The 25,777-nt window shown below is 28.4% G+C and carries 18 protein-coding genes; 17 read left to right on the top strand and 1 reads right to left on the bottom strand.

The features are described from left to right. Positions 1–16 precede the first annotated feature (16 nt). From fusA to pepF, 5 genes are all read left to right on the top strand, one after another. Positions 17–2,086 carry an elongation factor G gene (fusA, locus tag AAHM99_RS03470; protein ID WP_342275335.1) on the top strand — a complete coding sequence of 690 codons (2,070 nt, stop codon included), beginning with the start codon at positions 17–19 and terminating at the stop codon, positions 2,084–2,086. 115 nt (positions 2,087–2,201) lie between these two features. Beyond that, positions 2,202–3,389: an elongation factor Tu gene (gene tuf, locus AAHM99_RS03465; RefSeq protein ID WP_342258788.1), complete on the top strand. Its 1,188-nt coding sequence runs from the start codon at positions 2,202–2,204 to the stop codon at positions 3,387–3,389. A 71-nt stretch (positions 3,390–3,460) separates the two neighbouring features. Beyond that, a complete protein-coding gene (locus AAHM99_RS03460; RefSeq protein WP_342275334.1) occupies positions 3,461–4,048 on the top strand; it encodes a GIY-YIG nuclease family protein in 588 nt (195 codons plus the stop codon). Positions 4,049–4,094: 46 nt separating this feature from the next. Further along, positions 4,095–5,432 (top strand): M17 family metallopeptidase, encoded by a 1,338-nt coding sequence (locus tag AAHM99_RS03455; protein WP_342275333.1) that lies wholly within the window; start codon positions 4,095–4,097, stop codon positions 5,430–5,432. 104 nt (positions 5,433–5,536) lie between these two features. After that, entirely contained in the window at positions 5,537–7,315 is a 1,779-nt protein-coding gene (gene pepF, locus AAHM99_RS03450) for an oligoendopeptidase F (RefSeq protein ID WP_342275332.1), read from the top strand. A 21-nt stretch (positions 7,316–7,336) separates the two neighbouring features. On the opposite strand, the gene AAHM99_RS03445 is transcribed toward pepF, so the two are convergent. After that, complete coding sequence (locus tag AAHM99_RS03445; protein WP_342275331.1) at positions 7,337–8,209, bottom strand: HAD-IIB family hydrolase; 873 nt, start codon at positions 8,207–8,209, stop codon at positions 7,337–7,339. 168 nt (positions 8,210–8,377) lie between these two features. On the opposite strand from AAHM99_RS03445, the gene lplA reads away from it, so the two are divergent. The 12 genes from lplA (at position 8,378) to AAHM99_RS03385 (ending at position 25,771) form a co-directional block, all read left to right on the top strand. Beyond that, entirely contained in the window at positions 8,378–9,373 is a 996-nt protein-coding gene (gene lplA / locus AAHM99_RS03440) for a lipoate--protein ligase (protein ID WP_342275330.1), read from the top strand. 9 nt (positions 9,374–9,382) lie between these two features. Further along, positions 9,383–10,495 (top strand): pyruvate dehydrogenase (acetyl-transferring) E1 component subunit alpha, encoded by a 1,113-nt coding sequence (gene pdhA / locus AAHM99_RS03435; protein ID WP_342275329.1) that lies wholly within the window; start codon positions 9,383–9,385, stop codon positions 10,493–10,495. Then, complete coding sequence (locus tag AAHM99_RS03430; RefSeq protein WP_339030078.1) at positions 10,495–11,484, top strand: alpha-ketoacid dehydrogenase subunit beta; 990 nt, start codon at positions 10,495–10,497, stop codon at positions 11,482–11,484. The genes pdhA and AAHM99_RS03430 overlap by 1 nt, the downstream gene beginning before the upstream one ends. 23 nt (positions 11,485–11,507) lie before the next feature. Next, positions 11,508–12,842 (top strand): dihydrolipoamide acetyltransferase family protein, encoded by a 1,335-nt coding sequence (locus AAHM99_RS03425; protein WP_342275328.1) that lies wholly within the window; start codon positions 11,508–11,510, stop codon positions 12,840–12,842. 13 nt (positions 12,843–12,855) lie between these two features. Further along, positions 12,856–14,742: a dihydrolipoyl dehydrogenase gene (gene lpdA, locus AAHM99_RS03420; protein ID WP_342275327.1), complete on the top strand. Its 1,887-nt coding sequence runs from the start codon at positions 12,856–12,858 to the stop codon at positions 14,740–14,742. 124 nt (positions 14,743–14,866) lie between these two features. Next, positions 14,867–16,408, top strand: a complete 1,542-nt coding sequence (gene guaA / locus AAHM99_RS03415) for a glutamine-hydrolyzing GMP synthase (protein WP_342275326.1) — start codon at positions 14,867–14,869, stop codon at positions 16,406–16,408. Positions 16,409–16,420: 12 nt separating this feature from the next. Further along, a complete protein-coding gene (guaB, locus tag AAHM99_RS03410) occupies positions 16,421–17,890 on the top strand; it encodes an IMP dehydrogenase (RefSeq protein ID WP_342275325.1) in 1,470 nt (489 codons plus the stop codon). 15 nt (positions 17,891–17,905) lie between these two features. Then, the gene (locus AAHM99_RS03405; RefSeq protein ID WP_342275324.1) at positions 17,906–18,211 is read left to right on the top strand and encodes a hypothetical protein; all 306 of its coding nucleotides are present in this window, start codon (positions 17,906–17,908) and stop codon (positions 18,209–18,211) included. Positions 18,212–18,264: 53 nt separating this feature from the next. Beyond that, positions 18,265–20,940: an alanine--tRNA ligase gene (gene alaS / locus AAHM99_RS03400; RefSeq protein ID WP_342275323.1), complete on the top strand. Its 2,676-nt coding sequence runs from the start codon at positions 18,265–18,267 to the stop codon at positions 20,938–20,940. A gap of 123 nt (positions 20,941–21,063) precedes the next feature. Next, positions 21,064–22,386, top strand: coding sequence for a DDE-type integrase/transposase/recombinase (locus tag AAHM99_RS03395; RefSeq protein ID WP_342275141.1), 1,323 nt, complete (start codon positions 21,064–21,066; stop codon positions 22,384–22,386). 383 nt (positions 22,387–22,769) lie between these two features. Beyond that, positions 22,770–23,234, top strand: a complete 465-nt coding sequence (locus AAHM99_RS03390; RefSeq protein WP_342275322.1) for a hypothetical protein — start codon at positions 22,770–22,772, stop codon at positions 23,232–23,234. Between the two features lie 260 nt (positions 23,235–23,494). Beyond that, positions 23,495–25,771 carry a lipoprotein gene (locus AAHM99_RS03385; RefSeq protein ID WP_342275321.1) on the top strand — a complete coding sequence of 759 codons (2,277 nt, stop codon included), beginning with the start codon at positions 23,495–23,497 and terminating at the stop codon, positions 25,769–25,771. The last annotated feature ends 6 nt before the right edge of the window (positions 25,772–25,777 follow it).

Genomic DNA, 25,777 nt, shown 5'->3' with positions numbered 1-25,777 from the left:
ATAAGGAGAAAAGAATATGCCAAGAGAATATAGTTTAAATATGACTCGTAACTTTGGTATTATGGCTCACATTGATGCTGGTAAGACTACAACTACAGAACGTATTTTATTCCATACAGGTAGAATTCATAAAATTGGTGAAACTCACGAAGGTGAATCACAAATGGACTGAATGGCTCAAGAGCAAGAACGTGGTATTACAATCACATCTGCAGCTACAACAGCATTTTGAGCAGATCATAGATTTAATATCATTGATACTCCTGGTCACGTTGACTTCACAGTTGAAGTTGAAAGATCATTAAGAGTTCTTGATGGAGCTGTAGCTGTTTTAGACGGTCAAAGTGGTGTAGAACCACAAACAGAGACTGTTTGAAGACAAGCTACAACATATAGAGTACCAAGAGTTGTTTTTGTTAATAAAATGGATAAAACTGGAGCTGATTTTTTATACTCAGTAAAAACAATTGGAGATAGATTGGGAGCAAAAGCTGCTCCAATTCAATTACCAATTGGAGCAGAAGATCAATTTAACGGAATTATTGATTTAGTAGAAATGAAAGCTTGAGGTTTTGATGGAGCTGCTGAAGAAGTTGCTAAGGAAATTGAAATTCCTGCAGATTTAAAAGATAGTGCAGTTCAATTAAGAGCACAACTTGTTGAAATGGCTGTTGAATATGATGAAGATTTGATGGTTAAATTTTTGGATGGAGAAGAAATTACAATTCCTGAATTAAAATCAGCAATTCGTAAAGGTGTAATATCAGCTGAATTTTTCCCAGTACTAGCTGGGTCAGCATTTAAAAACAAAGGTGTTAAATTATTATTAGACGCTGTTGTTGATTATTTACCATCACCATTAGATGTTCCTTCAATTAAAGGAATCTTACCAAATGGAACAGAAGCTGAAAGAAAAGCTGCAGATGACCAACCATTTGCTGCATTAGCTTTTAAAATTATGACTGATCCATTTGTTGGAAAACTAACATTCTTCAGAGTTTACTCAGGAGTTTTAGCAAAAGGTAGTTATGTATTAAATGCAACCAAAGATAAAAAAGAGCGTGTAGGACGTTTATTAAAAATGCATGCAAATAACCGTGAAGAAATCGATGAAGTTTATGCTGGAGATATTGCTGCAGCTGTTGGATTGAAAGATACAACAACTGGAGATACATTAACAGATGAAAAAAATGAAATTATTTTAGAATCAATGGTATTCCCAGAACCAGTTATTCATTTAGCATTAGAACCAAAAACTAAAGCAGATCAAGAAAAACTAGGATTATCATTAAACAAATTATCAGAAGAAGATCCAACTTTTAGAACTTTTACTGATGAAGAAACTGGACAAACAATTATTGCTGGAATGGGTGAACTACACCTTGATATTATTGTTGACCGTTTAAAAAGAGAATTTAAAGTAGAAACAAATGTTGGAGCACCTCAAGTTTCATATCGTGAAACAATTAAGGGCTCAGCAAAAGTTGAAGGAAAATATGTTAAACAATCAGGAGGACGTGGACAATATGGACACGTTGTGATTGAGTTTGAACCAAATCATGATAAAGGATTTGAATGAATTGATAAAATTGTTGGGGGTAAAATCTCAAAAGAATATATCAATGCTGCAAGAGTAGGACTAGAAAACGCTTTACAAAATGGAATAATTGCTGGATTCCCAATGATAGACGTAAAAGCAACAATAGTTGATGGATCATATCATGATGTCGATTCAAATGAGATGGCATATAAAATTGCTGCATCATTAGCACTAAAGGAAGCTGCTAAAAAAGTTAATCCAGTTCTTTTAGAACCAATTATGTCAGTTGAAGTAACTGTACCAGATGAATACTATGGAGATGTAATGGGTAACATTTCATCAAAACGTGGTTTAATTGAAGGTTCAGAACAAAGAGGAAATGCACAAACAATTAAATCAAAAGTTCCTCTTTCAGAAATGTTTGGTTATGCAACTGAACTTCGTTCATTTACACAAGGTCGTGGAAATTATACAATGATTTTTAGTCACTATAATGAAGCACCAAAAAACATTGCTGAAGATATTATTAAAAAACAAGGTAAATAGTACCTTATTATCAAATAAAAAAAGTATTGTACTTTAAACAAAATGTATTTATAATTATTAGGACACTTGGTCAAAATAATTATAAATTAGAACCAAATGGAAGGAATGAAAAAACATGGCAAAAGAAGCATTTGACCGTAGTTTACCTCACGTTAACATTGGAACAATCGGACACGTTGACCACGGTAAAACTACTTTAACAGCTGCAATTACAAAAGTATTAGCAGCAAAAGGTGGAGCAGAATTCAAAGATTATGCAAATATTGATAATGCACCCGAAGAAAGAGAAAGAGGTATTACAATTAATACTTCTCACGTTGAATATAAAACAGAAAAAAGACACTACGCTCACGTAGACTGTCCTGGCCACGCCGATTATGTTAAAAACATGATTACAGGAGCTGCACAAATGGATGGTGGAATCCTTGTTGTTGCTGCAACTGATGGACCAATGCCTCAAACAAGAGAGCATATCTTATTGTCAAGACAAGTTGGAGTACCAGCTATCGCAGTATTTTTAAATAAATGTGATATGGTAGATGACGAAGAATTAATAGATTTAGTTGAAATGGAAGTTAGAGATTTATTATCTGCATATGACTTTGATGGAGATGGAGCACCTGTTATTCGTGGATCAGCTTTAGGAGCATTAAATGGTGATGCAAAATGAGTTACTAAAGTTGAAGAATTAATGGATGCTGTTGATGCATACATCCCAACACCAACTCGTGATAAAGAAAAAACTTTCTTAATGCCTGTAGAAGATGTATTTACAATTACAGGTCGTGGAACAGTTGCAACTGGAAGAGTTGAAAGAGGAGTTGTTAAAGTAAACGACGAAATCGAAATTGTTGGATTAGTTGAAGATAGTAAAAAAGTTGTTGTTACAGGATTAGAAATGTTTAGAAAATTACTAGACTTTGCTGAAGCTGGAGATAATGTTGGAGCACTATTAAGAGGTGTTGATAGAGATAATATTGAACGTGGACAAGTTCTTGCAAAACCAGGAACAATTAAACCACATACAAAATTGAACGCATCAGTTTATGCTTTAACACAAGAAGAAGGTGGAAGACACAAACCATTCTTCAACAAATACCGTCCTCAATTCTACTTTAGAACTACAGACGTTACTGGAGAAGTTCACTTACCAAGTGGAACAGACATGGTTATGCCTGGAGATAATGTTGAATTAGTTATTGAATTAATTAAACCAATTGCTGTTGAACAAGGTACAAAATTCTCAATCCGTGAAGGTGGAAGAACTATTGGTGCTGGAACAGTTGTTTCAATTGTTAAATAATTTAATAAATAATAAAAAATTCCATAAGGGAATTTTTTTTAATTTATAATAGTAAGTAAGGGTGATTTTTTATGGACTTAAAAGAACAATTTAAAGCAATAACTAATATTAAAAATTCTAGTGATTTAAAATATAAATCTTTATCAGAAAATTATTTATTACATTTTATTAATAATTTATTGATAACTAGATCAAGTTTTAATAGTTTGGAATTAGGTCAAATTAATTATAAGGTTTCGGGAACATATCTGGTGTATTCAATAGTTAATAATAAATTAAATTTTTGTTACATTGGTGAATCTAGGAATTTAATTAGTAGATTTAAACAACATGTTAATGGTTTTAAAACTAGCAAGGAAAGATTTTATTCTAAAATGAGATCAAAAGTAGATGATATTGCAGACATTAACTTCTTAATTTTGGATGAAATAGATAATCAAAATGACAGATTAATGAAGGAAACATATTATATTTACTCAACAAAATCAAAATTTTATTCTTTAAATACTAAATTGGTTAATAGAAAATTAAAATGTCCTAACGGCCATGGTATGGTTAAAAGTTTTTTAAATTATGAAAAAGACACTGAGAAACTAAAGTTAATAATTTATGGTAAATGTACAAATAAAAAATGCAAGGAAACCTTTGTAATAAAGTAGTGTTAAAAATGATATTATAATCTTGTAAATTAAAAGGAGAAATAAAATGATAATAAACAATAAAAAAGAATTTACATTAACTTTAAAAGCAGTTGGCTCAAAGGATAAATTAAATGATTTAGTTGTTAAAGAAAATGGAGTTACTTCATTAATTAGTGAAGATAAAACTTTATATTATTTTTTAAATGATAAACCTTGTCTTAGAGAACTAGGTGATTCTCTAGAAGCAATAATTAAATCAAATAAATATGATTTAAATGTTAACGTAGAGTCATTTGCGTCAAAGTTTAAAAATGAAGAAGAAGCTTTTCAAAAAGTTGTAGAAACAATTATGTTTGCTGCACATAAAGAGTTTGAAATGAAAGAAAAACAAGCACAACCAAAATCAATTAATTTTTCATTTGATAAAAAATTCAATGCAATTTATGAAGAATCAGCAATTAAAATGGAATACTTAAATTTTGCAAGAGACTTACAAGATTTACCACCAAACATTGGTACATCTGTTGAAATTGCAAATAGAATTGTTGCAAAAGCAAAAGAAATAAAAGATTTAAAAGTAACAGTTTATGATAAAAAACAAATTGAATCAATGGGTATGGGATTATTACTTTCAGTTAATGCAGGAAGTAATATTGACCCAAGAGTTGTTGTAATGGAATATAAGTCAGATCCTTCTCAAAAAAGAACAGCTTTAGTTGGTAAAGGAATTACTTTTGATACAGGAGGGTATAACTTAAAACCTTCAAATTTTCTAGATAATATGAAATTTGATATGTCAGGTGCAGCTATAGTTTCTTCAACTATTATGGCTCTTGCAAAAGCAAAAGCAAAATGTAATGTTGTATCTATTGCAATGTTAACTGATAATAGAATTGGTGGAAAAGCAACTTTAACAGAATCTGTAATAAAATCTATGAATGGAAAAACTGTTGAAATAACTAATACAGATGCAGAAGGTAGATTAGTATTAGCTGATGGAATTACTTATGCAGTAAGAGAAGCAAAAGCTGATAGAGCAATTACTGTAGCAACTTTAACAGGAGCAATTGCAATTGCACTTGGAAGATGATTTACTGGAACATTTTCAAAATATGATGAATTCCATAAAGAATTTGAAAATGCTTCAAAAAAAGGTCAAGAACCAATTTGAAGACAACCAATAATTGGAGATCATTTAAAAGCAATGCAATGTTCAAAAATAGCAGATCTAGCAAACTCTGAACCTGGTAGAGAAGCTGGTTCATCAACAGCTGCAGCCTTTTTAGATTCTTTTGCTGAAGGAAAAGAATATATTCATTTGGATATAGCTGCAACAGCAGATGCAAATAAACGTGGTAGAGCACCAATGTTAAAAACTATGTTTGAATTATTAAAAAAATAAAATAAATAAAAGAGGGATTTTAATTTAATTAGAATCCTTTTTTATTTAAAAATATTATTGCTAATATGAAATATAAATTTTCTTTTATTCTATATAATAAAAATATGAAAAGAAATGAAATAAATAAGAAATATAAATGAGACTTTTCTCATTTATACAAAGACTTTAAAAGTTGAAAACTAGATCTAAATGAGGCTAAATTATTTGTTGAAGAGATCTCAAAGTTAAATGGTAAATTAGATAATAAAGAGAATTTTTTACATTATTTAGAGCTTGAAAAAAGTATTGATTTTATTTTATCTAGACTAAATCAATATGCTCATTTAATTGATATTGATCAAACAAATAATGAGAATCAAGAGTTAAACTCGCTACTAGATAATTTTTATCAAGATTTTAATATTAAAAAAGCTTTTGTATTAAATGAATTAAAGGAAATAGGAGATAAGAAAATTTTTCAATGATTAGAAGAAAATAATATGCATGAATATGAATATTATTTTAAAACTTTTTTTAAATCTTCTAAATTTATTCTTTCAAAAACAGATGAAGAGCTAATGAGTAAAGTTTCAAGAAGCAGAAATGCAGTTGGAAATTTATATGACTCATTATCTTATGCAGATAAACAAAACTCTATAATTGAATGAAATAATCAGGAGGTAGAATTAAATTTATCTTTATATAGAGAAATTATGGAAAATTCTGATCCAATAAAAGATCAAGAAAAGCGAAGAGAAGCAAACGAATTATATTTTAAAAATTATAGTTCAAGAAAACATAGCTATGCAAAAATATATGAATCTATTATACAAGTTCAAAATGAAGATAAAGATGTTAGAAATTATAAATCAATTCTGGAAATGAATTTATTCGATGACCAAGTAAGTGAGGAAATTTATTTAAATCTAATTAAATTTGGAAAAGATACAATAATAAATTTTAAAAAGTATAATAGATTGATAAAAAGTATATATAACTTTAAGAAATTTTATTCAACTGATAGACTTTTAAAAGTCTCTAAGAATTATAAAAAAAATTTTAGTGTAGAAGAAGGTAAAGATATTGTTAAGAACTGTTTAAGTGTTTTAGGAAATGAATATCAAGTAAAATTAAAAACTGCTTTAAAAGACTCATTAATTGATTATTATGAAGATGAAAATAAATCTGATGGAGCATACTCATCTGGTGGTAATGGTGTGGAACCAATAATTTTAATGAATTGAGATGAGCAATTAGGATCGGTGACTACTTTAGCTCATGAGGTTGGTCATTCTGTTCATACTTTATTTGCAGATGAATCTCAAAAATACCCTTTGAATAATTATCCAATTATATTAGCAGAAGTTGCATCAACATTTAATGAGCATTTATTATTTGATTATTTATATTTATCTACAGAAGATGTTGAAGAAAAAAAATATTTACTACAACAAAGAATATTTGATTTAATTTCAACATTTTATAGACAAATTCAATTTGCAGATTTTGAGTATAGTGCCCATAAATTAATTGAAGATGGAGAGGCCATTACTACTGATAGTTTAAATGATTTATTTATAGAGAAACAAAAAGAATTTGGATATGATGAGTTTGATGATAAAGATGAACCAAATTACTCATGACCTTATATCTCTCATTTTTTTCAATCTCCATTTTATGTTTATAAGTATGCTATTGATTTAGTAGCTAGCTTTAAATTATATAGGGATTTTAAAAAAGGTAATAAGAATACAATAATTAATTTCTTAAAGTTAGGAGGTTCAAAACCTCCATTAGAAATCTTAAAAGAGGTTGGTGTAGACTTTTTAAGTGCAGAAACATATAAACCTTTAGTAGATGAGATTAATGATCTTATAAATCAATTAGAGGAAATTACAAAATAAAAAACTGGATAACCAGTTTTTTTAAACTTCCATTCCTCTTAAAAGTTTTTCAAGATATTCACCAAGACCACCCTCATCATTACTAAGGTTTGTTATTCCTGCTGCAATATTTTTTAGAGCTGTACTTCCATTTTTCATAGCTACTCCATAGCCTACTTTTTGAACCATCTCATAATCATTCATTTGGTCCCCAAAAGCAATAACATCTCTAATATCTTTATTATAGTATTGTGCTAATATGTCTGCCACAAAACCTTTATTTACAATTTTATTAGTTAAAGTAACCATTAACTTTGAAGATTCACTTAAATTTCCATAGACATTTCCAGATTGTATTTTAATTGTATTTTTAAATTTTTCTAATACTCTTAAGACATTATCCTTATTATCTTCAGTATCTATAAATAAAACCACGTTAGTTGCAGCACCTTCTCAATGCTTATATGGGTCAATAATTTTATATTCATCATCAGCTACATCATCAAGATGAAAAAAGTTTTCTATGAACTCATTTTTTTCCTTAACCATTGCTTTATTATATGATTCAATAAGTATATTTGAAATACTTGATTTAATAACGGGATGTAACATTATTTCCTTAACTACTTCTTCACTTATAGGAAAAACTATTCTTTTAAATTTCATTGATACAGGATCATGTATATGTGCTCCATCAAAATTTGTTAAAAGTGTAGTTAATCCAAGTTCATTAAAAAATCTAATACTTGCTCTATGAGGTCTTCCTGTTATTATACAAACTTCATGACCATTTTTAGTAGCATTAATTAAAGCTTGTTTTGTAGTTTCATGAATTTCTTCTCCATTAGACATTAAAGTTGTACCGTCTAAATCTATTAAAATTAATCTCTTTTTTGATAAATGTTGTAATTGCATAATTGCCTCCTTTACTAATAATTATATCTTTTTTTAGTTCATTTCTTTTGATAAAAAAAGGTAATAGAGCTTGGAAAAATTTAGAAAATAATTTTCTTTATTTAAAAAATTTCCTCAAATTTGACATAAATACCTTAGAATATAGTTGTATAGAAGGGAAGTATCTAAATGTTTATATATAAAACTTCTTGTGTTGACCCATCTTTTAACTTAGCAACAGAAGAATATTTTGTAAAGAATAAAAAATATGCAGAACCAATTCTTTTTTTATGACAAAATGATAACACAATTGTGGTTGGAAGAAATCAAAATGCGGCTTGAGAAATAAATCTTCAAAATGCTCAAAAAGATTCTGTTAACATTGTCAGAAGAAATAGTGGTGGTGGAACAGTGTTTCATGATTTAGGAAATATGAATTTCAGCATTATTTATACAGATTTAGAAAATAAAGGAGTTTCTTTATTTTCAACAATGTTGGATCCTGTTATTAAAACTCTTAATGAGTTAAATGTTCCTGCAAAATTTTCTGGAAGAAATGACATTGAATTAAATGGCAAAAAGATTTCTGGAAATGCTATGTGAAAATATGAAGACAGATTTTTACAACATGGAACAATATTATTCAATGCCAATTTGGATAAATTAACTAATTATTTAACTGTTGATAGAGCAAAAATTCTTTCAAAAAATATTAAATCTATTGCGGCTAGGGTTACAAACATAAATTCAGAAGTAAAAAATAAAATTGATATTGAAGCTTTTATGAATAAATTAATTGAAACATATAAAAAATCAGACGAAATAAAAACAATTAATTTAAGCGAAGATGAAATAAAAGAAATAAAAGATCTTAGCGAGAAGAAATTTAGGAACTCAGATTGGAATTATGCAAAAAATGCAGATTTTGATTATAGAAATAAACAAAGGTTGGAAGGCAAAGGATCAATTGAAGCTCTTTTAAAAATTGAAAAAGGAGTTATCAAAGATGCCAAATTCTATGGAGACTTTTTAGGTTTCCAAGGAACAGAAGACCTTGAAAATAAATTAGTAAATTTAAAATATGAGACATTTGTTTTAGAAGATGTTTTAAATAAGTCAGATATTAAAAATATATTTGGTGAAAACTTCACAAGTAAGGATATACTAGACTTATTGATACAATAGGAGGTAAAAATGAAATTTATAGGAAAATTTGATCCATTAAAGGACGAAATAGTTCGTGTTATGGATAAAGATGGTAAAATTGTTGATGAAAAATTAATGCCTGAAATGACAGATAAAGAATTAATTGATGCATATTGATTAATGAATCTTTCAAGAAGACAAGATGATTTTCAAAATAAAGCACAAAGACAAGGAAGATTATTATCATTTCTTTCTTCAACAGGACAAGAGGCATCTGAAATCGGATATACAATGCCTTTAATAAAGGGAAAAGATTGATTCTCATCTGGTTATAGAAATAATGCTGCTTGATTAAGCGTTGGTATGCCAATGAGAAATATAATGCTTTATTGAATGGGAAATGAATATGGTGGTCAATCACCAGAGGGTGTTAACTCTTTACCACCAAATATTATTATTGGTTCTCAATATTCACATGCAACAGGAATTGCTTTTGCAGAAAAATATAGAGGAACAGGTGGAGTTGCAGTAACTACAACAGGAGATGGAGGAATGAGTGAAGGTGAAACTTATGAAGCAATGAACTTTGCAAAAATTCATGAACTACCAGTTGTTTTCATTTGTGAAAATAATAAATGAGCTATTTCAACACCTTATAAAAAATCTACAAAATCAATAAATATTGCTGTAAAAGGTATTGCATCAGGAATGCCTTCAATTAAAGTTGATGGAAATGACTTGCTTGCAGTTTATGCAGTTGCACAAGAAGCAATTGAACATGCAAGAAGTGGTAAAGGTCCAGTTTTCATTGAATGTGATACATATAGATTAGGAGCCCATTCATCATCAGATAACCCAGATATTTATAGACCAAAATCTGAATTTGAAGAAGCACTTAAATCAGATCCATTAATAAGAATGAAAAAATATTTAGTTAGCAAAAAAATATGAAATGATAAAATGCAAGAGGAATTAGATAAAACTCAAGATGAACTTATTAGAACTGAATTTGACTGAGCTGAAGCAAATAAATCATATGAATTAGAAGATATCTTTAACTTCCAATTTGCTGAAAAAACTCCAGATTTAGAAAAACAATATAAGGAAGCAAAAGAGTTTTTCACTAAATATCCAGAAGTAGCTAAAGGAGGACACCATTAATGAAAGTTTTAAATAATGTTAAAGCAGTTTCAGAAGCATTAGAAGTTGCTATGGAAAAATGAGATGACGTTGTTGTTTATGGAGAAGATGCTGGTTATGAAGGTGGAGTGTTTAGAGCAACAGAAGGATTGCAAGCCAAGTTTGGTGAAAAAAGATGTTTTGATGCTCCAATCTCAGAAGCTGTATTTGCTGGTGTAGCTATTGGTATGGCAGTAAATAAAATGAAACCAGTTGTAGAATTACAATTTGAAGGTTTAGGATGACCATCATTACAAAATATTTTAGGACATATGGGTAGAATGAGAAACAGAACAAGAGGGAAGTATCCAACACCAGTTGTTATAAGAATGCCAATGGGTGGTGGAATTAGAGCTCTTGAATTACACTCTGAAGCTATGGAAGCAATGTATGCTCATACTCCAGGTATTAAAGTAGTTTGTCCTTCAACACCTTATGATACAAAAGGTTTAATTTTAGCAGCAATTGAATCACCAGATCCAGTTATTGTTTTTGAACCAACAAAATTATATAGAGCATTTAAACAAGAAGTTCCTGAAGGATTTTATACTGTTGAAATAGGAAAAGCATTTAAAATCCAAGAGGGAAATGACTTAACAGTTGTTACTTATGGAGCTCAAACAGTTGATTGTCAAAAAGCAATTGATGAGTTAGAAGAAAAAAATCCAGATGTTACAATTGAATTAATTGATTTACGTTCAATTCAACCATGAGATAAAGAAATGATTTTTGAATCTGTTAAAAAAACAGGAAGATTATTAGTTGTTCATGAAGCAATTAGATCATTTTCAGTATCATCTGAAATTATTGCTTCAGTAAATGAAGAATGTTTTGAATATTTAAAAGCTCCATCAATGAGATGTACAGGATATGATATTGTTATACCTTTCGACTCAGGTGAAGCTTACCACCAACCTCATCCAAAAAAAATACTAGTTAAAATGGAAGAAATCTTAAATTATAAATTTTAGATACTAAGAGGAGAATTAGAAATATGTTTAAAGTAAAATTCGCAGATATTGGAGAAGGTTTAACAGAAGGTACAGTTACTGAAGTTCTTGTAAAAGTTGGAGATCAAGTTAAAATGGGAGATGCTCTTTTTAATGTTGAAACTGATAAAGTTACTTCAGATATTTATGCACCAGTTGATGGTAAAGTAGCAACAATTTTAATTTCAGCAAATCAAGAAATTAAAGTTGGTCAAGTTGTTGTTGAAATTGATGATGGTAAAGGTGATGCTCCAAAAGAAGAAGCAACATCTAAATCAGAACCAGTGGAGGAAAATGCATCAGTTGTTGGTGCAACACCAGTTTCAAATGAAGTTATTTCAAGAAAAGCAAGAGAAGTTGCACCTAAAGCAAATATTGCTTCTCAAATAAGTATTATTGATAATAGCAATGTTGATGTTAAAGCATCTCCATTAGCAAGAAAAGTTGCAGCAGTTATGGGAGTAGATCTTTCAAAAGTTAGTCCTACTGGTCCAAATAATAGAATATTAGTTTCTGATGTTGAAGGGTATGCAGCAAATCCACAAAGCGCTGCACCGTCAATAAAAGCATCAGCACCTGGACCAAAAGCAGCAGCAATTGATTACTCAAATCCATTAATCTCAGTTCCTGAAATTAATGAACCTCTAACATTTGAATCAAAACCTTGAAATCCAATTAGAAAAGCAACTGTTAAAGCAATGACAACAGCTCATGAAAAAGTTGCTGGATTTACAGGATTAAGAAATTTAGATGTTACTGAGTTAGTAAATATTAGAAAACAACTTAAAGGGCATGCAGATTCATTGAGAGTTAAATTAACTTATTTAGCATTTATTATTAAAGCAAGTGCTAATGCATTAAAAGATATGCCAAATTTAAATGTAAGAATTGATGAAGAAAATAAAGCAACAAAATTTGCTCAACAAATCAATATTGGTATGGCTTGTGATACACCTGATGGTTTAATGGTTCCAGTTATTAGAGGAGCTGATAAATTAAGTGTTTTACAAATTGCTGTAAAAATAAATGATTTAGCAACTAAGGCAAGAAATAAAAAACTTTCAGCCACAGAAATGAGTGGAGCAACATTTACAGTAACTAACTTTGGAGCTGTAGGATTAGATTATGCAACACCAATTGTTAACTTTCCAGAAGCAGCTATTTTAGGTGTTGGAACAATTACAAGAGCGCCTGGGGTAATTAAAGAAGAAATCGAAATTAGAGACTATATGCCATTTTCAATAACTGCAGATCATAAAGTAATTGATGGAGCAGATGCAGGAAGATTTTTAACAAGAGTAGCATACTACTTACGAAATCCTGCAACTCTGTTAGTTTAGGAGAATTAGAAATATGTTTAAAGTAAAATTCGCAGATATTGGAGAAGGTTTAACAGAAGGTACAGTTACTGAAGTTCTTGTAAAAGTTGGAGATCAAGTTAAAATGGGAGATGCTCTTTTTAATGTTGAAACTGATAAAGTTACTTCAGATATTTATGCACCAGTTGATGGTAAAGTAGCAACAATTTTAATTTCAGCAAATCAAGAAATTAAAGTTGGTCAAGTTGTTGTTGAAATTGATGATGGTAAAGGTGATGCTCCAAAAGAAGAAGCAACATCTAAATCAGAACCAGTGGAGGAAAATGCATCAGTTGTTGGTGCAACACCAGTTTCAAATGATCTTCTTTCAAGAGGAAGAACAAGAGCTGTTCCTCCAAAAAGATCAGCAGTAGAAACTATTGTAAATGCAGTAAATAATGTTAACATGTCAGGTCTTACACAAGGTAAAGGTGGACAATTAAAACCAGCACCTAAATTTAATTCAACAAACCCAGAAAATCACTATGAAGTAATAGTAATTGGAGCTGGAGTTGGAGGTTATGTTTCAGCTATTAAATGTGCTCAACTTGGATTGAAAACATTAATAATTGAAAAAGGTAATTATGGTGGAGTTTGTTTAAATATTGGTTGTATACCAACTAAGACATTATTAAAGTCAGCATATTTATATGAACAAATTACAAAACGTGCAGATAAGTATGGAATCAAAGTTGATGTAACAGGAGTAAAAGCTGATTGAAAAGCAATTCAAGCAAGAAAAGATGATGTTGTAAATAAACTAACAACTGGTGTAAAAGGTCTTTTGAAAAAAAACAAGGTTACAGCAATTGAAGGTCATGCAAAAGCAATTGATAAAAATACTGTAAGTGTAAATGGTAAAAAATATACTTGTGATAATTTGATTGTGGCTACTGGAAGTGTACCAAATCATTTCAATTTACCAGGAGCAAAAGAAGCCATTGAATCAGGTTGATTAATCGATTCAACAGGAGCATTGGCACTTCCTAAAATTCCAAAGGAATTAGTTATTATTGGTGGAGGAGTTATAGGAATTGAATTTGCTTGTGTTTATAAGAGATTAGGAACAAAAGTTACAGTATTACAATTCTTACCAACAATCTTAGAAATGTTAGACAGTGATGTTTCAAAAGAGATGACAAAAGAATTATTATCTAGAGGAAATTTAGAAATAATTTATGGAGTTAATACAAAGTCTTTTGGTAAAAAAGAAGTAGTTTATGAAAAAGATGGTAAAGAATATAAAATTAAAGCCGATTATTGTTTACAATCAGTTGGACGTAAAGTTATAACTGAAGGATTTGATAAAATTGGTTTAGAAATGAATGAACGAGGTCACATCAATGTAAATGAATATTGTGAAACAAATATTGATGGAGTTTATTCAATTGGTGATGTTACAGGAAAAATGATGTTAGCCCATGTTGCTTCTCACCAAGGTATTATTGCAGCAAATAGAATCGCAAAAAGATTAGGTAATGAACATGCTGAAGATTTAACTATGAACTTTGATAGAGTTCCAAGCTGTATTTATACTTATCCAGAAGTTGCTTGTGTTGGAAAAACAGAAGATGAATTGAAAAAATCTGGAACAGATTACAAAGTATACAAATTCCCATTTGCAGCAATTGGTAAAGCACTTGCAGATGGAAATACAGGTGGATTTGTTAAATTAATTTGTGAACCAAAATATAAACAAGTATTAGGGTGTCATATAATTTCAAATACAGCAACAGATATGATTTCAGAAATTACAACTGTTATGGAATCTGAAGCTACAATTAGTGAGATTGCAAGAGCTATTCATCCTCACCCTTCATTGAGTGAAGCTATTGGTGAAGCAGCTGAAGCATTAGAATCAGGAAAACCAATTAACTTTTAAAAATTAATAATTAATAAAAACACCTTATAAACTAGGATTACTAGAAAATATAATGGTGTTTTTTTGATGTATAATAAAGAGAAAACTTGATGTGTTCTATTTAAAATAGTTAGAGGTTAGAAAAATGTTAAATACGCAAATACTTATTTTTGATTTTGGAAGTCAATATACTCAATTGTTAGCAAGAAGAGTAAGAAATTTAAATGTCTATGCTGAAGTTATACCCTTTGATAAAACAAAAGAGGATTTAAAAAAATATAAAGATTTAAAAGCAATAATTCTATCTGGTGGACCAAATAGTGTCTATTTAAATGAAGCTTATAAAATTGATAAGGAAATATTTAATCTTGGTGTTCCAATATTAGGTGTTTGTTATGGTATGCAATTAATTACTGAAATGTTTGGGGGTAAAGTTGAACTAGCTGACTCTCAAGAATTTGGTAAAGCTAAATTATATATTGATGATGAAAAAAGTCTATTATTTAAAAAGGTTAGTCAAAATTCACAAGTATGAATGAGTCATGCAGACCACTTAACAAAAATGCCTGCTGGTTTCAAACAAATCGCTCATTCAGATTCATCAGTTGCAGGTATTGAAAATGAAAAAATGAATATCTATGGAATTCAATTTCATGCTGAAGTTACTCACTCTGAAAAAGGAATTCAAATTTTAAAAAACTTTATTTTTGATATTTCAAAATGTAAAAAAGATTGAGAAATGAAACAATTTATTGAAAATAAAATAAAAGAGATAAAAGAAGTTGTTGGAAATGAGCAAGTCATTTTAGGTCTTTCTGGAGGAGTGGATTCATCAGTAGCTGCTGCTTTAATTTCAAAAGCTATTGGTAAGCAACTAAAATGTATTTTAGTAGATACTGGTTTATTAAGAAAAGATGAAGCTAAGAAAGTAATGGATTTATATAATAAAGAATTTGATATGAATATTAAGTTAGTTGACGCTAGTAAAGAATTTTATAAAAAATTAAAGGGGCAAATTGATCCAGAAGACAAAAGAAAAATTATTGGTAAAAAGTTTATTGAAGTTTTTAGTGAAGAGGCAAGAAAAATGCAAGGGGCTAAATTTTTGGCTCAGGGAACAATTTATCCAGATGTAATTGAATCATCAAGTAATGGTCATGTTTCAAAAACAATTAAATCACATCATAATGTTGGTGGCTTACCTAAGGATTTAAAATTTGATTTATTAGAACCATTAAGAGAATTATTTAAAGATGAAGTAAGAGCTGTGGGAAGAGAACTGGGAATTCCAGCTTTAATGATTGATCGTCATCCTTTCCCAGGGCCTGGTCTTGGAGTAAGAGTTATTGGTGAAGTTACAAAAGAAAAATGTGAAATTTTAAAAGAAGCAGATGATATTTTTATTAGTAATTTAATTGAAGCAAATTTATATAATGAAGTATCTCAAGCATTTGTTACACTATTGCCTGTAAAAACAGTTGGTGTTATGGGAGATAATAGAACTTATGATTATGTAGTTGCATTGCGAAGTGTAAATACAATTGACTTTATGACGGCTTCAAGTACACACTTACCTTGAGAGTTTTTAGATAAAGTTGTTAATGAAATTATTAATAAGGTGGATGGAGTTAATAGAGTAGTTTATGATATAACTTCAAAACCGCCAGGAACAATAGAATGAGAATAGAGGAGAACTTGTATGAATAAAAATGATTTAAATGGGAAAATAATTAGTGAAGGTATTACTTTTGATGATGTTTTATTAGTACCAAGATATTCTGAAATATTACCCAATGATGTTTCTTTAAAAACAAAGTTAACAAAAAATATAGAACTTAATATCCCAATAATAAGTTCTGCTATGGATACTGTAACTGAATCTAAACTTGCTATTGAAATGGCAAGATGTGGTGGCATTGGAATTATTCATAAAAACTTATCAATTGAAGAACAATCTTTAGAAGTTCAAAAAGTTAAAAGAAATGAATCAGGGTTTATAACAGACCCTATTACAATTACAAAAGATACAATCGTTGAACAAGCAAACGAAATTATGGCAACCTATAAAATATCAGGATTACCTGTTGTTGATGATAGTGGTAAATTAATTGGAATTCTTACAAATAGAGATCTAAAATACTTTGAAGATTTTCAAGCAAAAGTAGAAGTGATTATGACTAAAGAAAATTTAATTACAGGTAATCCATCAACAACATTAGAGCAAGCAAAGGCAATTCTATTAAAAAATAGAATTGAAAAATTACCAATTGTTGATGCTAAAAATACTTTGGTTGGTTTAATCACAACAAAAGATATTGATAAAGCAATTGATCATCCAAATGCTTGTAAAGATGAAAAAGGAAGATTAAGAGTTGGTGCTGCTGTTGGAGTGGGTGAAGACTTTATGCAAAGAGTTGATGAGCTTGTAAAAGCTCAAGCAGATGTTATTGTAATTGATTCAGCTCATGGTCACAGTAAAGGTATTATTGATGTAATTAAAGCAATTAGAAGTAAATATAAGAACTTAGAAATAATTGCAGGAAATATTTGTACTGCTCAAGGAGCAGAGGCTTTATACAAAGCTGGTGCTAACGGAGTAAAAGTTGGAGTTGGTCCTGGAAGTATTTGTACAACAAGAGTTGTTGCTGGAGTTGGAGTTCCTCAAATAACTGCAATCAATGATGTCTTTAACTGAGCCAAAGATAAAGAAATAACTATTATTGCTGATGGGGGAATAAAATACTCAGGTGATATTGTTAAAGCTCTTGCAGCAGGTGCTCACAGTGTTATGATGGGAAGTATTTTTGCAGGAACTGAAGAATCACCTGGAGAAGAAATAATTGCCAACGGTAAAAAATATAAAACCTATGTTGGAATGGGTTCACTTGTTGCTATGAAAAGAGGAAGTAGTGATCGTTATTTCCAAAAAGGTGCTAAAAAATTAGTACCCGAAGGTATTGAAGCAAGAGTGCCATTTAAAGGAAAAATGAGAGAAGTAGTTTTCCAATTAATGGGTGGTTTAAAAAGTGGAATGGGTTATACTGGAAGTGAAACTATTGAACAACTACGCTTTGACACTCAATTTGTAAAAATCACAAATGCTAGTTTAAAAGAAAGTCACCCTCATGATGTGGAACTTACAAAAGAAGCTCCAAACTATAATAAATAAATTTGGGTTCAGTGTATGAACCTTTTGTTTTCTAAACAAAATGGAAATGAGAGAATAGCTATGAAAAAAATTGATTTAGATGATATTGCAAAAAATGCCTGAAGTAATGCTTTACTTTGTCAATGTGGAGATGAAAAAGACAATCTGGATATTCACAGAATTTGTTTAGTTTGTTTAAAAATTATGGACTACAATGAGCATTATTCACAAATAAATGTAAAAAACCCATGAAATATTAAATTTTATAATAATGATAATTATAACTTAGTTGAATTTAGTGGTATCACAATGGCAGTTCATAAGGAATGCTTTATAAAATAAATATAAGTACTTATATGCTAAAATTATTTTGTTATCTTTAAGGAGAGAAAAAAATGAAGAAACTTTCTGCAAATGAAATTAGAAAAATGTGACTAGATTTTTTTAAATCAAAAGATCATTATTTTTTAGAACCTGTTAGTTTAGTACCTGTAGAAGATCCAAGTTTATTATGAATAAACTCTGGAGTCGCTACTTTAAAACCATATTTTGATGGAAGAATGAACCCTCCATCACCTAGATTAACAAATTCACAAAAATCTATTAGAACAAATGATATTGAAAATGTAGGAGTTACAGCACGACATCAAACAATGTTTGAGATGTTAGGTAATTTCTCAATTGGGGATTATTTTAAGAAAGAAGCAATAGAATTTGCATGAGAACTTTTAACTTCTCCAAAGTGATTTGATATTAATCCAAATCTTTTATACATAACTGTCTTTAATGAAGATAAAGAAGCCTATGATGTTTGAGCTAAAGTTATTAAAATTAAAGAAGATCACATTTTTAAAGGAACAAGAGATACTAACTTTTGAGATGTAGGACAAGGACCATGTGGACCTAATACAGAGATATTTTTTGATCGTGGTGAAAAATGAGATCCTAAAAAAATTGGATCAAAACTTTTAAAAGATGATATTGAAAATGATCGATACATTGAAATTTGAAATATTGTTTTTTCACAATTTAATAATGATGGTAATAATAATTACACAGAGTTACCAAGAAAAAACATTGATACAGGTGCTGGTTTTGAAAGATTAGTTTCAATTTTTCAAGAAGCTCCAACTAACTTTGAAACTGATATATTTTTCCCAACAATACAAGAAGTTGAAAAAATGTGTAATAAAGAGTTTAGATACTCAATTGAAAATTATTATAATGAAAATAAGGAACAAACTAAAATTAACACAGCTTTTAAAGTAATTGCTGATCATGTAAGAGCAGCTGTTTTTGCTATCAGTGATGGAGTGTTTCCTGGAAACAAAGATAGAGGCTATATTATTAGAAGACTTATTAGAAGAAGTTCTGTCTATGGAAGAAAATTAGGAATTAAAGAGTCATTCTTATATAAACTAGTAGATAAAGTAATACAAGCAATGAAGGACTTTTATCCATACTTAATTGAAAAAAAAGATATGGTTAAAGAAGTTATTAAGCAAGAAGAATTAAGATTTTTAAAAACACTTTCAAAAGGTTATGAACATTTAGAATCTATTATTAAAGCAGAAAAAAAAGTAACTGGTAAAAATGCATTATTGCTTTTTGAATCTTTTGGATTTCCAATTGAATTAACCACAGAAATAGCAAATGAAGCCAATGTAAAAATTGACTTAAAAAGTTATGAAAAACTTTTGGAAGATGCAAAACAATTAGCAAGAAACTCAAGAAAAGATGACAAGGCTTGAAATAAACAATCAGCAATTCTGACAGGGTTAAAAGTTGAAAGCGAATTTGTTGGCTATGATTTAGAGGAATGTGATTCAAAAGTTAATTTCATTTTTGAAGATGAAAAAAAATTGGAATCTGTAACAAATAAAGTAGTATTTATAACTTTAACAAAAACTCCTTTTTATGCTGAAAAAGGTGGGCAAGCTGCTGATAATGGTTACTTAATTGATTCACAAGATAATCGCCACTTAGTAATGGATGTTAAAACGGGTCCAAATGGCCAACACATTCATAAAGTTCAAGTTAATGGAACTTTAAAAAATGGTGATATTGTTAAAGCAATAATTGATAGTGAAAAGCGATTCTATACAATGAAAAATCACTCAGGTACACATATTTTACAAGCAGCTCTTCAAGAGGTTCTTGGAAAAGATGCTTTACAAAATGGTAGTTATAATGATGAGAATGGTTTAAGAATTGATATTTCATATAATAGATTACCAACTCCAGAAGAAGTTGCAAAAATTCACTCAGTTATAGCAAGAGAAATTAAGAGAGAGATTCCTAGAGAAATTATTCACTGTTCATTAAAAGAAGCTATTGAAAAACATAATGCCCTAGCACTATTTACAGAAAAGTATGGTAAAAATGTTAGAGTAATTAAATTTGGATCATTTTCTTGTGAGCTTTGTGGGGGAACTCATGTTGCTAATACAAAAGATATTGAAGACTTACTAATTACCAATGTTGAGTCAAAGGGTAGTGGAGTATTTAGATATCATGCAGTAACTAGTCATAAGGAATTAAGTAGTTATTTAGAACAGTTGTTTAATAAGCAAAAACTAGAAATCCAAGTTTTAATAGATAAATTTAATAGACTTAAATTGAAAGTTAAAAATGATTTAATTGAAAAAGAAATTAATAAAATAATGTCTCTAAAGGCAAGTAAGGAAAATTTAGTAATTATAAAACAAAAAGTAAATGACTTAAAAAACTCATTTAAGATATATCAAAAGGAAATTGAAGAGATATTAATTGAAGAGAAATTACTAAAATATTCTGATGTTATTCCAGTTAAAAAAGAGGATAAAAATCTAATTGAATTGGAAACTAATAATCTAGAAATGAAAGAAATGAAATTTCTTTCAGATAAATTACAAAATAAGTTTGAAAACTTAATTATTATGCTTTGAAATACAAATGAAAAAATTTTTATTGTATCAGTCAATGATAAAATTGCAAAAGATAATAAAGCAATTGATCTCTTTAATAATAATAAGAAATTTAAAGTTAAAGGCGGAGGAAATGATACATTTGCTCAAGGTAAGATAATTTAATTCTTTTATATATAAACATTAATTTTAGGTATTAGGGGGTCTAAGTACATAGGTATCCCAATTTTTTCGTTTTATAATTCCGAACAAGATTATAATTGTATTAGCAAGAAAGGTTGTATCTAAATGAAATACTCAAATGAGTTAAAAATTCAAGCTGTTAATGATTATATTAATGGAATTAAATTAAAAGATATTGCAATTAAATATAATATAAAAGCTAATTCAAGTATTTTGGATTGATATCAAAAATATCATGAGTCATCTGATATTAAAGTATTTGATAGGAAAAAACGTAATAAAACCAATGAAGTTAGACTTAAAAATAAAGTTAACAAATATAGTGAAGAGAATAAAGAATTGAAAAAGAGGCTTTTTGAATTAGAAGAACAAATTAAGCGAAGTGCTTATTTAATAGAACTTAAGAAGGAAAAGAAGAAAAGAAAACAAGCAGAGAAGGAAGTTGAGTTATTAAAAAAGTCCATAGCATCATTTCTAATAGGTTATCAAAAGGTTAATAAAAAGACATATACAAAAAAAGATATAATTCAGATATATCAAACAGTATATGAATTATCATTAATGGGAAATGATGCAAAACAAACTATTCTAATTTATGGTGTTGGTTATCGTAGTTATACTAATTGAATTAAAAGAGGAAAACCCGAATATAAAAGACAATATCATCTTCATGCCAAAGAGGCTGTAGAAAGTATTTATTCAAGGAAGGACGGTATATTTGGTGCTGAAAAAGCTAGATTAAAGATATTAAAAGACTTCAATATAAATCTTTCTAGAGAGACAATTATTGAACTTAGAACAGATGTTTTATTAAAATTAAAAAAAGAAATAGCATCTTCTAAATCAAAAACAAGAATGGGAATAAGTACTCATAAGAAATATACCTCATTAGATCTTATAAAAGGAGATTATAGCTCTAATAAATATTTAGAAAAGATTGGAATTGATGGTACATGATTTAAAAATATTTATATTGGAGGAGTTAAAACAAAACGCTTATTTTTACCTGCATATGACTTTTACTCTAATGAAATTAGTTCATATTCAGTTGGCAACTCTGAAAATATACTAGTAACTCTTGAAATGCTAGAAGGTTTAGTAAGAAAAATGGATTTAGTTAGAATAAAGAAAATTATTATGCATAGTGATTTAGGTTCTGCATTTACAAGTAAAGAAACAGAAAAATTTTGTAAGCAGCATAATATAATTAGATCAAATTCAGCATCAGGATTTAAAGGTAATCAATTTGTAGAACAAACACATAGATGAGTCAAAAAGTATTTTTATTTAATATTTGGTAATAAATTTAATAATGATCAACATTTTAGAAGTTGTATATATAAATTTGTTAAAATTTTTAATAGTACAAATATAATCTTAAAAAATGGATGTACACCAAACGAAATGATCCAAAATTTTAGGAAATAATGTTACTTAGCCTCCCCAATACCTTACTTATGAAAAATAATTTTTTTAAAAATATTTTTTAAAATTAATGTTTTTTTTTTTTTTTTATCGACTATAATTAAAAAAAGGTGAGGATTATAATGAAGAAAGTCAGAAATAATATAAACTTAATAGTTATTTTTATTCTTCTTTTTTTAACATTTCCTATTCAAAATATCTTAAATCGAAAAACTAATATACTTATATTATCAATATTAGTTAATCTGACTTTAATCATAATTTCTTTGTATTTCATCTCTAAATTTATTGCAAATTTACTAAAATTTATCGAAAAATATAATGATGAAATATCAAGAAAAAACTTAATAAGTCTAAGTTTGTTAAATAATAATTCCAAATTTTATATGACAATGTTGGTTACATTTTTATTTTTCATTTTTTCAATAACTCAAACCTATATTTCAATCGAAAGAACAACAGTAATGTCAATGGAAATATATTGATGAACAAATTATAAATTTGATAGAGTAATTAATTTAGATTATATAAATATATTATTTTTTGCACAATTTATTTTAGTAAGTTCACTTTTACTATACTCATTCTTTTATCTTATATTTTTCTACTTTATATACTCTGTGATAAAAACTGTTTCAAAATCTAATGAAAACTTAAACCACCTTATTTATAAAAAATCTACTAAATTAAATTTATTTTTAAAAATGTTTATTAAGTATTTAAACAATATTAAATTACAAGATAAAAAAATTGAAAATAGTTGAAAAGAAATAATAATTTTAATTAGCAATATTAAATCAGAAGAATTGAAAAGCTTTAAAAAGGCAACAACTCCTCCGTTATTTTTCTAATTAAAAATTTTTTAGCGTTGTTTAAGTTAATCACTTAGATTTATTAAAATGGACAAAAATTTAAGTGTGGAAAAATACAGAGTATAAAGAAAAACAAAATTATTTTAAATAATTTTTAATAACACAAGAATTTAAAAAGTTAAAGGGTAAATAATAAAAAAAGATAGACTATTGAGTTTTAAATAGATGAGTATAAAAACAAAAAATACTTAATAAAAATTAAGTACTTATTGAATGAAAGAAAAAGGAGAATTTTAATTATGAAAAAATTACTAAATATATTAACATCTGTAACCTTAATTGGTTCAGCTGCAACATCAGTGGCAGCTTGTGGAAATGGTGGGGGTAAAACTGATCCGGTAATTTCCGATTTACAGAAAGAAATGTTAAAGGGAGCAGAATTTATTTCAAGACTTATTGTTGCTGGTAGACATGAAAATTTAAATTACAATGTCAATGAAATATTGTCAATCTTCTTAACACCAACACCAACAGCTATGAACATGCCTGTTTCTTATAGATATAATGATCAGAGTATAAATATGGCAACTAATATAAATAGATTTAGAAACTATTTAGCACCTTCTTTAAATTACTATAACGGTGATAACTATGCGGGAATGTTTGCTAGTTATGTTATGGGAATGTATGATGACGAGTTTTATGATGAAATTATAAATGGAGATGAAGATTCTTATTATTTTAGAGATACATTCTCAAAAGTTGGTAATCAAGGTTATAACAAAAAGGGTAACAATGCAATGGGGTATGCTGCAGGATTAGGGAAAGATATTAACTTATCAAAAAATGAAGAAAGAAGAAATTTAGCATGAGGAATTCAAGACACAGGGGCATTATCAAACTATTTATTAAATTTAGGATTTGATGGAGCAAACCCTACAGATACTAATGGGACATCTTCACCAAAGACAAATGCTAAACCTATGTTTGGAGATTCTGATGCTGTTGGTACAAATGGCTCAGGTTATGCTTGATATAACTCAATATTAATGAAGGGGTCAGCTACTAGAAGTTTAGATTATGGAAATCCAGCATTGAAACCATCACTAAAAACAGGAATCAATATAAAGAAGGGAAAAATGAAAAATAATGAAAGTTATAAACCTGCTAACGAAGATTTAAAGTCATTTATAAACGATATGGAATTTAATTCAACAGGAGCCCTAATTACAAAAGTAGCAGGAGAACAAAATATAAATGGTTTTATAAGTTTATTTGGATCTATGTTAGAAAATATTTCAGAAACAAAAAATGGAGCCCTTATATTATCAGAATTCATGAATGTATTATTTCCAATGATTACAGGGGGAGGTGTTAGTTCAACTCAATCAATTATGCAGAAAGTTGGAATGTCACTGATCACTAATGTTTGAGATGGGATTAAAAAAATAGATAAGTCTCTAGTTACAGAAGAAATTTTTGAAAAAATAGAAAATAATATAGATGAGGTACCTGGTGGTCTTTTCAGTATTTCGAAAGTGGAAAACTTTTATAAGGTTGCTCCCAAAGATGCAATAAAACAAGGAACAAATGCAAAAAATATAATTGAAATAATTGAAAGTTTGACTGATATGTATAAAAATGCGGAAAATAAAGAAGCTTTTAATAATAAATTCTTTATTGAAAATAATTCTCCTTTTTATAAGTCATATAGTTCAATAATGGAGTATATTGGAGAGGAGAATTGAATTAAATCTATTAAAGGTGAAAATCAAAATGGGGGTATTAATTTATTAAATTTTGCAAAAGGTGCATTTACAATGTTTACAAATACAGATATTATAGAAAAATTTGAACTTATTATAAATGAATTTTCAGATGTAGATACTTTTAGAGATTTAACAAATTTACAAAAAAATAAATTTTTAGAACTTATTGGATGATCTGAAAAGGGATATGAAGATGGGTCGTTAGGAGCAAGATTATATAATGCTTTTACTAATAAACAAGTTTTAGGACAAAAAGATTTTGCAGATTTTTTTGCAGCGTTTAAAGACTCTGTAGCAGTGGCAATGAGAGCTGTGCATGAGCCAGTACTACAATATATTGTTGATGATAAATACTGGAGAGTTAATAATTTTAAAATAAGTACTACAAGCAATACACAATTATCAGGAAAAATGGAATTTAATCTTGATTATAGTGGTAATGGTGACGTAACGTCTAATGCAAGTCAACAAACTAAAAAAGTGGAGGTAGGAGAAAAATTTAATCCATATCAAACTCTTGAAATACATCAAAAAGATGAGATTAAAAAACTTAAAGAGTTAGATAAATTAGATGAAGAAAAAATTAACAACTCAGGAAAAATTTTAGGTTTAGAACAAAAAATAATTGATGAGAAAAATTTAGCTAGTTATGACGGTCGTGGTAATTGACAAGATTATAAACCAGTTAAAAATTCATATAAAATAGTTTGAGAAAATATTTCTAAAAATCAAGAATCACCATATTGAGTTATTACTTCACTAAGATCATTTAATGCTAACGGAGAAGAATTCTATAATATTTATTAATAAATA

The sequence above is a fragment of the Spiroplasma endosymbiont of Cantharis lateralis genome (genome assembly GCF_964030855.1).
Taxonomy (GTDB): domain Bacteria; phylum Bacillota_I; class Bacilli_A; order Mycoplasmatales; family Mycoplasmataceae; genus Spiroplasma_A.
This window is presented reverse-complemented; position numbering and strand designations above follow the sequence as displayed.